The sequence below is a fragment of the Streptomyces sp. NPDC017943 genome (assembly GCF_044328425.1).
Lineage (GTDB): Bacteria > Actinomycetota > Actinomycetes > Streptomycetales > Streptomycetaceae > Streptomyces > Streptomyces djakartensis_A.
Genome location: NZ_JBIRHH010000008.1, coordinates 344,793 through 357,480 on the forward strand (window position 1 = coordinate 344,793; position 12,688 = coordinate 357,480).

General features: G+C 72.6%; 11 protein-coding genes and 1 tRNA gene. 3 read left to right on the forward strand and 9 right to left on the reverse strand.

The window, feature by feature from the left end; all coding sequences use genetic code 11:
- Positions 1 to 31: 31 nt before the first annotated feature.
- The 7 genes from ACH4C6_RS26525 to ACH4C6_RS26555 form a co-directional block, all read right to left on the reverse strand.
- Positions 32 to 523: a hypothetical protein gene (locus ACH4C6_RS26525; protein ID WP_398111089.1), complete on the reverse strand. Its 492-nt coding sequence runs from the start codon at positions 521 to 523 to the stop codon at positions 32 to 34.
- A gap of 54 nt (positions 524 to 577) precedes the next feature.
- Positions 578 to 1,174 (reverse strand): aminoacyl-tRNA hydrolase, encoded by a 597-nt coding sequence (gene pth / locus ACH4C6_RS26530; protein ID WP_398111090.1) that lies wholly within the window; start codon positions 1,172 to 1,174, stop codon positions 578 to 580.
- Positions 1,175 to 1,249: 75 nt separating this feature from the next.
- The gene (locus ACH4C6_RS26535; RefSeq protein WP_398111091.1) at positions 1,250 to 1,846 is read right to left on the reverse strand and encodes a 50S ribosomal protein L25/general stress protein Ctc; all 597 of its coding nucleotides are present in this window, start codon (positions 1,844 to 1,846) and stop codon (positions 1,250 to 1,252) included.
- A gap of 171 nt (positions 1,847 to 2,017) precedes the next feature.
- Entirely contained in the window at positions 2,018 to 2,998 is a 981-nt protein-coding gene (locus ACH4C6_RS26540; RefSeq protein WP_333935471.1) for a ribose-phosphate diphosphokinase, read from the reverse strand.
- Between the two features lie 135 nt (positions 2,999 to 3,133).
- Positions 3,134 to 4,582: a bifunctional UDP-N-acetylglucosamine diphosphorylase/glucosamine-1-phosphate N-acetyltransferase GlmU gene (glmU, locus tag ACH4C6_RS26545; RefSeq protein WP_398111092.1), complete on the reverse strand. Its 1,449-nt coding sequence runs from the start codon at positions 4,580 to 4,582 to the stop codon at positions 3,134 to 3,136.
- Between the two features lie 113 nt (positions 4,583 to 4,695).
- A tRNA-Gln gene (locus ACH4C6_RS26550) sits at positions 4,696 to 4,768 on the reverse strand.
- A gap of 8 nt (positions 4,769 to 4,776) precedes the next feature.
- Complete coding sequence (locus ACH4C6_RS26555; protein WP_398111093.1) at positions 4,777 to 5,649, reverse strand: hypothetical protein; 873 nt, start codon at positions 5,647 to 5,649, stop codon at positions 4,777 to 4,779.
- 167 nt (positions 5,650 to 5,816) lie between these two features.
- On the opposite strand from ACH4C6_RS26555, the gene ACH4C6_RS26560 reads away from it, so the two are divergent.
- The gene (locus ACH4C6_RS26560; protein WP_398111094.1) at positions 5,817 to 7,121 is read left to right on the forward strand and encodes a histidine kinase; all 1,305 of its coding nucleotides are present in this window, start codon (positions 5,817 to 5,819) and stop codon (positions 7,119 to 7,121) included.
- Positions 7,122 to 7,182: 61 nt separating this feature from the next.
- On the opposite strand, the gene ACH4C6_RS26565 is transcribed toward ACH4C6_RS26560, so the two are convergent.
- Together ACH4C6_RS26565 and ACH4C6_RS26570 are read right to left on the reverse strand one after the other, a co-directional pair.
- A complete protein-coding gene (locus ACH4C6_RS26565; RefSeq protein ID WP_398111095.1) occupies positions 7,183 to 7,677 on the reverse strand; it encodes an SUKH-3 domain-containing protein in 495 nt (164 codons plus the stop codon).
- 68 nt (positions 7,678 to 7,745) lie between these two features.
- Positions 7,746 to 8,321 carry a YwqJ-related putative deaminase gene (locus ACH4C6_RS26570; RefSeq protein ID WP_398111096.1) on the reverse strand — a complete coding sequence of 192 codons (576 nt, stop codon included), beginning with the start codon at positions 8,319 to 8,321 and terminating at the stop codon, positions 7,746 to 7,748.
- 379 nt (positions 8,322 to 8,700) lie between these two features.
- Here ACH4C6_RS26570 and ACH4C6_RS26575 point away from each other — a divergent pair, with 379 nt between their 5' ends.
- On the forward strand, positions 8,701 to 9,735 hold the full coding sequence (locus ACH4C6_RS26575; RefSeq protein WP_398111097.1) for an SMI1/KNR4 family protein: 1,035 nt from the start codon (positions 8,701 to 8,703) through the stop codon (positions 9,733 to 9,735).
- Positions 9,736 to 9,742: 7 nt separating this feature from the next.
- Positions 9,743 to 12,673, forward strand: coding sequence for an SUKH-4 family immunity protein (locus tag ACH4C6_RS26580; protein ID WP_398111098.1), 2,931 nt, complete (start codon positions 9,743 to 9,745; stop codon positions 12,671 to 12,673).
- Positions 12,674 to 12,688: the final 15 nt, after the last annotated feature.

Genomic DNA, 12,688 nt, shown 5'->3' on the forward strand with positions numbered 1-12,688 from the left:
CATCCGGCGCACGACGAACACCGGCGGCCCCTCAGACGGTCACGAAAGCCGCCGTCAGCAACGCCACCCCCGACAGCGCCAGCACCCACGCCGCCCGCGACCGCAGCAGACCCCCCGCCACCACCACCGACGCCAGCAACAGCGCACCACCCAGCGGGATCCACGCGTACAGCACCCCCGCCGGACCCGAACGCACCGCGGCCTCACCGCCCGGCTTCAGCACCACCATGTACGTCCGGCCCGGCTCCACCGCGACCGACTTCTCCAGCACCACCCGCGACCGCGGCTGCGACCCCGCCGACACCGGCGTGTACCGGCCCTGGCACGAGTCCGTCCCGCACCGCGTCACCTCGACCGTGCCCCGCTCCCGGCCCTTCGTCAGCATCACGTGCTGCGCCGTCCCCCACGACGCCCACACGCCCGCCACCAGGATCAGCACCGCCAGCGCCCCCATCGCGGCGAACCGCCCGAACCGCAGCGCGACGGCCGACACCGGACGGGAGGGCGTGGCGTGGGCAGGCATGGCCGGGATCATTGGCCATGCCTGAACAACCCGTCAACCTCGCCGGGTGACAAGTCAGGAGTTGTACGTACTCTGCGCCCGCTCCAGACCGTCCAGCACCAGACACTCCACCGCGTCCGCCGCCCGGTCCACGAAGTAGTCCAGCTCCTTGCGCTCCGCGGACGAGAAGTCCTTCAGCACGAAATCCGCCACCTGCATCCGCCCCGGCGGCCGCCCGATCCCGAACCGCACCCGGTGATAGTCCGCACCGAACGCCTTCGTCATCGACTTCAGCCCGTTGTGCCCGTTGTCCCCGCCCCCGAGCTTCAGCCGCAGCACCCCGTAGTCGATGTCCAACTCGTCATGGACCGCCACCACATGCGCCACCGGCACCTTGTAGAAGTCCCGCAACGCGTTCACCGGCCCGCCCGACAGGTTCATGTACGACATCGGCTTCGCCAGCACCACCCGCCGGCCCGCCGGCCCCGGCGGCCCGATCCGGCCCTCGACCACCTGCGCCTGCGCCTTCCCGGCCCGCTTGAACCTCCCCCCGATCCGCCCGGCCAGCAGATCGGCCACCATGAAGCCCACGTTGTGCCGGTTCCCCGCGTACTCCGGCCCCGGATTGCCCAACCCCACGATCAGCCACGGCGCGGCCGCATCGGTCGTCACGTCCCTGTCTCCTTCATACGCGTCGGCCGCTGCCCCGCACGGGAACAGCGGCCGACCACACGACGACGCTGAGGATCAGGCCTCGGCGGCCTCTTCCTCAGCGGCCTCCTCGCCCTCCGGAGCCTCCTCGGCCTGCGCGGCCAGGACCTGAAGGACGACGGCGTCCTCCTCGACGGCCAGCGTGACGCCCTTGGGCAGCTCGATGTCCTTGGCCAGGATCGAGGCACCGGCCTCCAGACCCTCCACCGACACCGTCACGGCCTCGGGGATGTGCGTGGCCTCGGCCTCGACCGGAAGCGCGTTCAGCACGTGCTCCAGCAGGTTGCCGCCCGGAGCCAGCTCACCCTCGGCCTGCACCGGGATCTCCACCGTGACCTTCTCGCCACGCTTGACCAGCAGCAGGTCCACGTGCTCCAGGAAGCCCTTCAGCGGGTCGCGCTGCACGGACTTCGGGATCGCCAGCTCGTTGGTCTTGCCGTCGATGTCCAGCGCGATCAGCACGTTCGGCGTACGCAGCGCCAGCAGCAGCGCGTGACCCGGCAGGGTCAGGTGCAGCGGGTCCGAACCGTGCCCGTACAGCACGCCGGGAACCTTGTCCTCACGACGGATACGGCGCGCAGCACCCTTGCCGAACTCGGTGCGCGTCTCGGCGGCGATCTTCACCTCGGACATGATCACTCCTCATAGTCAGTCGACGAACGTGGTCACCCGGCCACGAACGGCCTGCTACGAAGAGCGCGTCGATAACGGACCGCCGCATCCCGCCAACAAACGGGAACGGCCTCCCTCGCCGAGCAACTGCAGCAGTCTACTCGGCCAGGAAGGCCGCCTCCAAAACGATCTCTACTGCTCGTCGAACAGGCTCGTCACCGAACCGTCCTCGAACACCTCACGCACCGCCCTGGCGATCGTCGGCGCGATCGACAGCACCGAGATCTTGTCCATGTCACCGCTCAGCTCACCCGGCGTCGGCAGCGTGTTCGTGAACACGAACTCGCTCACCCGCGAGTTCTTCAGCCGGTCCGCCGCCGGACCCGACAGCACACCGTGCGTCGCCGTCACGATCACGTCCTCCGCACCGTGCGCGAACAGCGCGTCCGCCGCGGCACAGATCGTCCCACCGGTGTCGATCATGTCGTCCACCAGGACGCACACGCGGCCCTTCACCTCACCCACGACCTCGTGGACCGTGACCTGGTTCGCGACGTCCTTGTCCCGGCGCTTGTGCACGATCGCCAGCGGCGCGCCCAGCCGGTCGCACCAGCGGTCCGCCACCCGCACACGGCCCGCGTCCGGGGACACCACCGTCAGCTTCTCCCGGTCCACCTTCCGGCCCACGTAGTCCGCCAGCAGCGGCAGCGCGAACAGGTGGTCCACCGGACCGTCGAAGAAGCCCTGGATCTGGTCCGTGTGCAGATCCACGGTCAGGATCCGGTCCGCACCCGCGGTCTTCATCATGTCCGCGATCAGACGCGCCGAGATCGGTTCACGCCCGCGGTGCTTCTTGTCCTGCCGCGCGTAACCGTAGAACGGCACGATGACCGTGATGGAGCGGGCCGACGCACGCTTCAGCGCGTCGATCATGATCAACTGCTCCATGATCCACTTGTTGATCGGAGCCGTGTGGCTCTGGATCAGGAAGCAGTCGGCACCACGCGCCGACTCCTGATACCGCACATAGATCTCGCCGTTCGCGAAGTCGAAGGCCTTCGTCGGGACGACCCCGACACCCAACTGCTGGGCGACCTCCTCGGCAAGCTCGGGGTGGGCGCGGCCGGAGAAGAACATCAACTTCTTCTCGCCGGTCGTCTTGATCCCGGTCACAGCACTGTCTCCTCAGAGGTGTCGCAGCTGGGTGTCGAGAGACCTCGCAGCCGGCTTGCCGGAGGCCGTCTCAGCTGGTGGGGGTGCGGGTGTGCACTTATCACCGTACGCCGTGTTTCAGGCAACGGTTTCCGGTCAGCCCTCCTCGGCCGACCCCCGGGAAGCCGCCTCCGCCGCCTTCGCGGCCGCGCTCCCCGGACGCTTGCGAGCCACCCAACCCTCGATATTCCGCTGCTGACCACGGGCCACGGCCAGCGAACCCGCCGGCACATCCTTCGTGATCACGGACCCCGCAGCGGTGTACGCACCGTCCCCCACCGTGACAGGCGCCACAAACATGTTGTCCGAGCCCGTACGGCAATGCGAGCCGATGGTCGTGTGGTGCTTCTCCTGCCCGTCGTAGTTCACGAACACGCTGGCGGCACCGATGTTCGTGTGCTCACCGATCGTCGCGTCACCGACGTACGACAGATGGGGCACCTTCGTGCCCTCACCGATCGAGGCGTTCTTCGTCTCCACGTACGTCCCGATCTTGCCCTTCGCGCCCAGCCGCGTCCCCGGACGCAGATACGCGTACGGACCCACCGTCGCGTCCGCCCCCACCTCGGCACCCACGGCCACCGTGTTGTCCACCCGCGCGCCCGCACCCACCCGGGTGTCGGTCAGCCGGCAGTTGGGCCCGACCTCCGCGCCCTCACCCAGATGCGTCGCGCCGTGCAGCTGCGTGCCCGGGTGGACGACGGCGTCCTGCTCGAACGTCACGGTCACGTCGACGAACGTCGTCGCCGGGTCGATGACGGTCACCCCCGCCAGCATCGCCTCGGTCAGCAGCCGGTCGTTCAGGATCCGGCGGGCCTCGGACAGCTGCACCCGGTTGTTGATCCCGGCGATCTCACGGTGGTCACCGGCCACCGACGCCCCCACCCGGTGCCCCGCCTCACGCAGGATCCCGAGCACGTCCGTCAGGTACTCCTCGCCCTGGCTGTTGTCCGTCCGCACCTTCTTCAGCGCGTCGGCCAGCAGCTGACCGTCGAACGCGAACACACCCGAGTTGATCTCCCGGATCGACCGCTGCGCGTCCGTCGCGTCCTTGTGCTCCACGATCGCCGTGACGGCACCCGTGGCGTCGTCCCGCACGATCCGGCCGTAGCCGGTCGCGTCCGGCACCTCGGCGGTCAGCACGGTGACCGCGTTGCCGTCCGCGGAGTGCGTCCCGGCGAGCGCCCGCAGCGTCGCGCCGGTCAGCAGGGGAGTGTCCCCGCACACGACCACGACCGTCCCGTCGACCGACCCGCCCAGCTCCTCCAGGCCCATCCGCACGGCGTGCCCCGTGCCGTTCTGCTCGGCCTGCACGGCGGTGCGGACGCCGGGCGCGATCTCGCCCAGGTGCGCGGTGACCTTCTCCCGCGCGTGACCGACCACCACGACCAGGTGCTCGGGGTCCAGCTCGCCCGCGGCGGCGAGCACGTGCCCGACGAGACTGCGACCGCAGAGCTCGTGCAGGACCTTGGGTGTGGCCGACTTCATACGGGTGCCCTCACCCGCTGCGAGAACGACGACGGCTGCCGGGCGGTTGGCGCTCACGGGATGCCCTTCGGCTGTGGATGGGGTGGGGTGTCATCCGCAGGATACCGGGGGGTTTTCCGGGGGGCATGGGTGCGGGCCCTGACGTGACTGTCAGGGCCCGCACCGCGCAGCTCCGCCAGCTGGATTCGAACCAGCACTACAGGGCTTCAAAGGCCCGCGGGCTACCAGTTACCCCATGGCGGATGGCTGCGTCAGACCTTACCCGAGGAGAAGGACGTGGTGATCCCGGAAACCATTCCATGCCACCAGCCCTCGATACGACGGTACAACTCGGCGCCTTGGGAGACGCGGACCACGAGGCAACCCCGATAGTTCTCGCCCACGTTCTTGCGGACGGTCTTCGGGTTGTGCTTCTTGATCGTCGTCTTCTGGAATGTGGAGCTGTCAACGCCCACCACGTCGCCCCAGTAGCGCTCGGCACCCTCGACGTCGGCTGTCATATGGATCATGACGCGATACCGCAGGCGGTCGCGTTCCACGCCCAGCAGGTCCAGCCATGCCAGGTAGAGCCGAATCACCCCTGGGTCGCTGTTGACGAAGAGCACGTTCTCACGTCGGTCATAGGGCTTGTCCTTCGAGCCCTCGGCCCAATAGAGCGCCACGCCGGCGATGAACAGGTCACGGGCCGACAGTTCGGCGGTCTCCTGTGCCGCAGCCCGCTTGGTTCGCAGTCGCTCCTCGTCCCGGATGGCGAGTTCGTGCTCCCAGCGCTTCCGCGCCGCCAGCTTCGCCTGCTCGGTCGGGTCACGACGCTCCGGCTTCGGCAGATCCCGCACCCACAAGGAGATCGAGCTCTTCGAGCACCCGAGCTCCGCCTCGATCCGGTCGTAGGTCCAGCCCTGGAGGCGTAGTTCCCTGGCCCGTGCCCGGAGGTCGTCCTTGGCGTTCGGGCGCCTCGTCCAGGCCGGTGGCGGTTCGCCCTTCACCAGGCGGTTGAGGATGTCGTTGTTGTAGATCTTCAGTTCGTCGCGGATCTGCCGGAGGGAGAGGCCCTGGCGGCGCAGGGCCACCGCCTTCTCGCGGAGGGCCTCGAAGTCGGCGTACTTGCCGGATGCATGTGTCATACGCATACCGTCCGGGCGGAATGACCGACTCCGGGATCGAACGGCGTGCGATTCAGCAGTTCGAGGGATGTCGGGTGAATTCGCAGCCGATCGGTCACCGCGTGTGGTGCGGGCGAGTCCGGGAAACTCACCGGAAAACCGGCGGGGGGCGCCCGTAGGCTGGGGGCATGACCGCGACGGGGGAAGACCATGTGACGGCCCGGGGAGGGCCGTGGTGGTGGGCCAGGCGGCGCAGCGCCGTGTTCGACGCGAGTCTGGCCGTGGTGTCCGCGCTGGAGTGCGCGCTGGAGGGGATCCCGTTCGCGAGGGACGCCGGGATTCCGGTGGCGGCGGGGGTCGTCTTCGGTCTGCTGGCCGGTTCCGTGCTGCTGGTGCGCCGGCGGTGGCCGATCGCGGTCGTGCTGGTGTCCATCGCGATCACGCCCGCGGAGATGGGCCTGATGATGGGCATCGTCGGCCTGTACACGCTGGCCGCGGCCGAGATGCCCCGGCGGATCGTCGCCTCGCTGGCGGGGATGTCGCTGGTGGGGACGCTCATCGTGACGTTCGTGAAGACGCGGCAGGACATGTCGCGCGGGGAGCTGGACCTGGGTGACTGGTTCGTGCCGTTCGCGGCGGTCACGATGTCGCTGGGCTTCACGGCGCCCCCGGTGCTGCTGGGTCTGTACGTGGGGGCGCGGCGGCGGCTGATGGAGAGTCTGCGGGAGCGCGCGGACAGTCTGGAGCGGGAGCTCCAGTTGCTGGCGGAGCGGGCGGAGGAGCGGGCCGAGTGGGCCCGCAACGAGGAGCGGACGCGGATCGCGCGCGAGATGCACGACGTGGTCGCGCACCGGGTGAGTCTGATGGTGGTGCACGCGGCGGCGTTGCAGGCGGTGGCCCGCAAGGATCCGGAGAAGGCGGTCCGCAACGCCGTGCTGGTGGGGGACATGGGGCGGCAGGCGCTGACCGAGCTGCGGGAGATGCTCGGGGTGCTGCGCAGTGGTGGGGACGAGCGGCGTGCGCGGGCGGAGTCGGTGCCGTTGGCGGCGGTGGGGGCGGCGGCGGCCGCGGCTGCGGCGGCGTCGCGGGCGGCGGACGACGACGGGCCGTGTCTGGCGGAGATCGAGGAGCTGGTGGGGCAGTCGGCCGCGGCGGGGATGGTGGTCGATCTGTCGGTGGAGGGGGAGGCCCGGTCGTATGCGCCGTTGGTGGAGCAGACGGCGTACCGCGTGGTGCAGGAGGCGTTGACGAACGTCCACAAGCACGCGGCGGGTGCGAAGACGTATGTGCGGCTGGCGCACCGGGTGTCGGAGATCGCGATGCAGGTGGAGAACGAGCCGCCCGAGGAGGCGGCGTCGTCGGCTCGGCTGCCGTCCGGGGGGAACGGGCTGGTGGGGATGAAGGAGCGGGTGTCGGCGCTGGGCGGGGTGTTCGTGTCGGGGCCGACGGACGCGGGGGGTTTCCGGGTGTCGGCGGTGATTCCGGCGTCGTAGCCGGGCGTGGCGCGCGTGGCCGGGCCTGGCGGGCGTGGCCGGGCCGGGTGCGGGGCTCGCGTCAGTGGGTGGTGAGGCGGGCGGGTGCGGTGCCGGCGATGAGGGTGGCCAGGGCCTGGTCGATGTCGGTGCCGAGGTACCAGTCGCCGGTGTGGTCGAGGGTGTAGACGCGGCCGTCGGTGTCGATGGCGAGCAGGGCCTGGGTGTCGGTCTCGGCGCCGAGGGGGCAGACCTCGGTGTCGAGCGCGCGGCCGAGGTCGCCGAGGGTGCGGGCCATGTGGAGGCCGTGCAGCGGGTCGAGGTGGAGGGTGGCGGGGGCGACCTGGCGGCCGGGGCCACTGGGGGTGATGTGGAGTCCGCCGAACTCGGCCCAGGCCTCGACGGCGGCGGGGAAGACGCTGTGGCGGTGGCCTGCGGGGGAGGCGTGGTCGCGCAGGGCGTCGGCCCAGATCTCGGCTTGTTTGATGTCCCAGCGTCCGGGTTGCCAGCCGGCGGCGCGCAGGGCTGCGTCGACGGGTACGGCGAAGCGGGTGGTCGAGGTGCGGTCGGTGTGCATCTGCCCTTTGTCTTGTCGTGGTGACGGGGTGACGGGGTGGCGGGGTGACGGGCGCGATCGTGGGCGCGTCAGGTGTTCTGGTCCGCGGGGTCGACTATGCGGACGCCGAAGTGGGCGCTGAGGGCGGTGCAGGCGCGGCAGGGGGTGGCGAAGCTGCCGTGGAGGGGGTCGCCGTCCTCGCGGATGCGCCGGGCGGTGAGTTTGGCGTGCTTGAGGGCTTTGCGGGCCTCGCCGTTGGTCATGGGCTTGCGTGCGGCGCGTTTGCTGCGTGCGGCGTCGGCTGCGGCGATGTGGCGGGAGATGAGGATGGTCTCGGCGCAGCGGCCGGTGAAGCGGTCGCGCTGGGTGCTGGTGAGGGTGTCGAGGAAGTCCTGGACGAGGGGGTGCAGGGCGGGGGGTGTGTCGCCGCGGGCGGCGGTGCCGGTGAGGGTCGTGCCGCGGACGGAGAGGGCGGCGGCGACGGTGGGGAGGATGCCGTCGCGGCGGTGGCGCAGGACGGGGGCGTGGGCCGCCGCGGTGGCGCTCCAGCCGATGCGGGGGTCTCCGCCCGGGGGGTCCGCGGGGTGCGGGACTGCGGTGCGCGGGTCGCCGTCGTGGTGGCCGGCGGGCCTGCCGGTGTGTGGTCCCGTCTGTGTCGCGTTCATGATCGTATTCCCCTCCGTGCATCCCCCCGGGTGGTCACAGACTGCCAAATGCCGTGGCTGGTGCGGAAGCTGGGGCGGTGCGACACGCCCGGGGCGGGGCGTGTCGTGACGGTGGGGTGACGGCGGGTCACGGGTGCGCCGGGGGGCGGCGACCGGCGCCGGTGACCGGTGTCGTCGTACCGCATAGGCTGTCCGGCACCGCGGTCGAAGCGGTGATCCGTTCGGGGTTCGATGCAGTGAACCGGAGGGTGATCCGTGGTGGCCGGGGACGCAGTGAAGTGCAGGAAGTCGCATCAGCAGACGTGACAGTCGATACGGGCCGTAGTGCGCCAAGGGTGGTCAATACGGGTCGTACAGAGTGCCGCAGGGGGCAACCGCCATGACGACAGGTCGGCTCGGGCTGGGGGCGCCTCCCGGCCGCCAGGCCGGGGGACACGCCGCGCCGCCGAACGCGGCCTATGCCGGGCAGGTCGTGCACTTCCCGGATCCGGTGCGGGCGGCCCGTCACCCGAGAGGGGTACGGGTCGACGAGCGTGGTCACCCCGATTTCTCGCCCTACGCGCGCGCGGCCGCGGAGATCGCGGAGCCGCCGGAGGGTTTCGGTGTGGACGAGTTGCGGCTGACGGACTACGTGTCGGCGAACACGGCGCTGGCGGCGTCGGGGCACGAGTTGTGGGACACGGTGCCGGCGGTGGCGACGCCGCACGGCTGGACGTGGCACCACGTGGCGGACACGCGGCGGCTGGAGCTGGTCCCGGTCGAGGTGAAGGCACTGCTGCGGCATCACGGCGGGGTGGCGACGTCGGGCGTGGACCAGGACAAGCGGGGGACGCGGCCGTTGCAGGAGACGCGTCCGGCGCACTTCGGGCTGCCGAAGTCGGGTGTGGCGGTGACCGAGTCGCAGGTGCAGGGTGTCGAGGAGGACCTCGGGTACCGGCTGCCGGGTGCGTACCGGTCGTTCCTGAAGGCGGCGGGCGGTTGCGCGCCGGTGGGCGCGGCGCTGGACGCGGAGCTGGGGCTGCTGGTGGACCAGCCGTTCTTCACGGTGCGCGACGAGGCGGCGGTGAACGACCTGGTGTACGTGAACAAGTGCCTGCGCGACCATCTGACCAAGGACTATCTGGGTGTCTCGTTCGTCCAGGGCGGGCTGCTCGCGGTGAAGGTGAAGGGCGAGCGGATCGGGTCGGTGTGGTTCTGCGCGTACGACGACGCGCGGGACGTGGATCCGTCGCTGCCGCCGGCGGAGCGGGTGGAGCGGCTGCTGCTGCCGTGCGGGGAGGATTTCGACGCCTTCCTGTCGCGGCTGGCGGGCAATCCGCCGGAGTTGGAGACGGTGGCGGACCTGATGGTGGACGGCGGGTTCGCGCGTGTGGTGCCGGTGGACGCGGTGGCGTCCTCGGGCGTGGGGGAGTGACTCGGCGATGGTGACCTTCGCACAGGCGCAGGAGCGCGCCGAGGAGTGGATCAACGGGGACGTGCCGTCGTACCAGCACCGTGAGGTGCGGGTGCGGGAGTTCGACCTCGGGTTCGTGGTGTGGGCGGAGGACCGGGCGGACGGGCCGCGCTCCGACGGGGGCGGGCAGCGGCTGGTGATCGCGCGGGACAGCGGTGAGGCGACGCTGTGGCCCGGGCTGCCGGTGGGTGAGGTGATCCGCCGGTACGAGGAGGAGTACGGCCGTGCGGACGAGGATCCGCAGCCGGCTCCGGCGGCGCCGGCGCGGGTGGATCTGAACCAGACGTCGTTCCTGCTGACTCCGCCGGAGTGGTTGCAGGAGGCGGCGGACCGGATGGGCATTCCGGACCGGCGGGGCGGCGGATCGTCGTCGGCCGGGGCCGGGGCCGGGGCCGGGGGTGCTTCCGCCGTGGCGGACGCCGCCGCCGTGCCCGGGGGTGCCTCCGCGCCCCTGGGTGCTTCCGTGCCTGGGAGTGCTTCCGTGCCTGGGGGTGCTTCCGTGCCGGACGAGGCTGCTGCCGCGGCATCGGGGCCGGCGTCCTCGCCAGCCCCGGCTCCCGCCGCCGGGCCTGCCGCCCGAACGGAGCCGGCCGACGCTCCGCCCGCCGGCGCCACGCCTGCCGCCGGGCACGGGGCGCCCGTCGCGCCCGGGAGCGGTACGGCGTGGCCGGCCGCCGGGGGCAGTGACGTGCAGACCGACCCGGGGCCGTCCGGGACCGCGGGAGCGCCCGACGCGCCGGCCGGGGCGACGCCCTGGGCCGGTACGGACACCAACGCCGACGCGGGCGACGACCGTTCGGTGCCGCTGCCCGCGACGGTGGTCGCGCCGCCGCTGAGCGGGGCGGACGACGACGTGCCTCCGCCCCCGTCGGCGGCGCCCGAGGCCCGCACGACCCTGATGTCGGGCGGCAGCCAGCTGCCGCCCACGGCGGTCACGCCGGCGCTCGGCGGCTCGGACGCGCAGGCCGCCCCGGGTGGTCCCGCGGCTCCGGGCACGCCCCCTGCCGGTGTGCCGCAGGGGACGCCGCCTGGTGGGGTGCCGCAGGGCACGCCTCCTGCGCCCACGTCGGGTGGGGCGCCGTACGGGAACGCGCAGGGGCCGGCCGGGCCCGTGCCCGGGCGGCCGCTCGCGCCGAACGCCGGGGACATCGCCGACGCGGCGACCAGCAAGGCGGCCCCGCCGCCCGGCCGTGGCCGGGGCAACGGCCCCTCGACACCGCCTCCGCCCGGCGCTCCGGGCACCCCGGGCGCGCGGCCGGGCGGCGCCGCCGCGCCGTCGGCCCCCGGGGCTCCGGGAACGCCCGGGGGCGCGTACGTGCCGACGCAGATGGTGTCGGCGCTCGGCCCGCAGGGGCCGGAGGCGCCGGCCGGTCCGGCTTCCGGCGCCCCCGGTGGGTCCTCGGGTGCCGGAAGCGCCCAGGCCCCCGGAACGCCGCAGCCCCCGCAGCAGCCGCCGGGCGCCCCCGGGGGCACGCCTCCCGGCGGTGTCCACCACGCGGCGACGATGCTGGCGGACCCGGGCCGGACGGGTCCGGGCGCCCCGCAGCCTCCCGGAGCGATGGGAGCGCCGGGAGCGCAGGGCGGGCCCGGCGGGCCGGGTGCTCCCCAGCCGCCGGGCGCCCCGCACCAGCCCGGAGTTCCGCACCCGCCTGCCGCTCCGGGCGCGCCCGGGGCCGCGGGTCCCGTGCACCACGCGGAGACCGTGCTGGCCGCGCCGCCGGTGGGTGGCCCCGGTGTGCCTCCGCCGCCGCAGGCCCCCGGCATGCCGCCCGCGGCCCCGGGAGCGCCCGGTGCTCCGGGTGTTCCGCCGATGCCGCACGGGGCGATGCCGCACGGGGCGATGCCGCCCGGAGCGATGCCCCCGCCCGGTCAGCCGGTGCCCGGGGCGCCGCAGGGCTACGGGTATCCGCAGCAGCCGGCCGGGCAGCCGACGGTCGGTCCGGGCTACCAGGCCGTGCTGCGCTACCGCGCTCAGGACGGTTCCGAGCAGCAGCTGATCCGGCGCTCGGCGCCGGGCACGCCGCACCCGGAGTGGCAGATCTTCCACGAGCTGCGGGCCATGAACGTGCCCCCGGACCAGGTGCTGGAGCTGCACACGGAGCTGGAGTCGTGCGAGCTGCCGGGCGCCTACTGCGCGCGCATGATCCGCGAGCAGTGGCCGCAGGCGCGGATCACGTCCATCGCGCCCTACGGCACGGACCACGCGAGCCGGCAGCAGGGCATGCAGCAACTGCTGGCGCATCAGGGCGAGTTGCACCAGGTGGCGGACGGCCCCGCGCGTCCGGCGCCGGTGCGTGCTCCGCTGCCGCCCGTGCAGGCCGCGCCGCCGGTTCCGCCGGAGGCCGTCGCCCAGGAGCTGGGAGCGGCCTTCGGGCCGGGGGTGTTCCGGTTCGAGCAGGCCGCGGTGTCCCGGCAGGGCGTGCCGCCAGTCGTGGCGCACACCCTGGTCGTGGCCGGTCTGCCGCTCGACATGGGCCCGTTCTTCTGGGCGCAGGCCCAGCCGGGGCGGCCGGTTCCCACGCTGGCGGAACTGGCGGCCGAGCGCGGGGTGCAGCCGGCCCCGGACGCCGGGTCCTACCTGGTGATGGGCAGCGACTTCGGCAAGGCGATCTGCGTCCAGTACGGCACGGCGAACATCGTCGCGGTGCCGGTGGAGGCGGGGCCGGGCGGTGCGCCCGTACCGCCGCAGTTCGTGAACACCGGGCTGCCGGAGTTCGTGCGGTGCCTGGCGCTGCTGGGGCGGATGTGGCGGCTCCGGTTCGGGCTGAACCAGGAGCAGGCGGGCCGCTGGACCGTCGATTTCCAGGCCCAGTTGGCTGCGCTCGACCCGGCGGCGCTGGGATCGCCGGAGAGCTGGTGGTCGGTGCTGCTGGAGCAGATGTGGGACGGGCTGCTGTGAGGCGCCGCCGGCGCT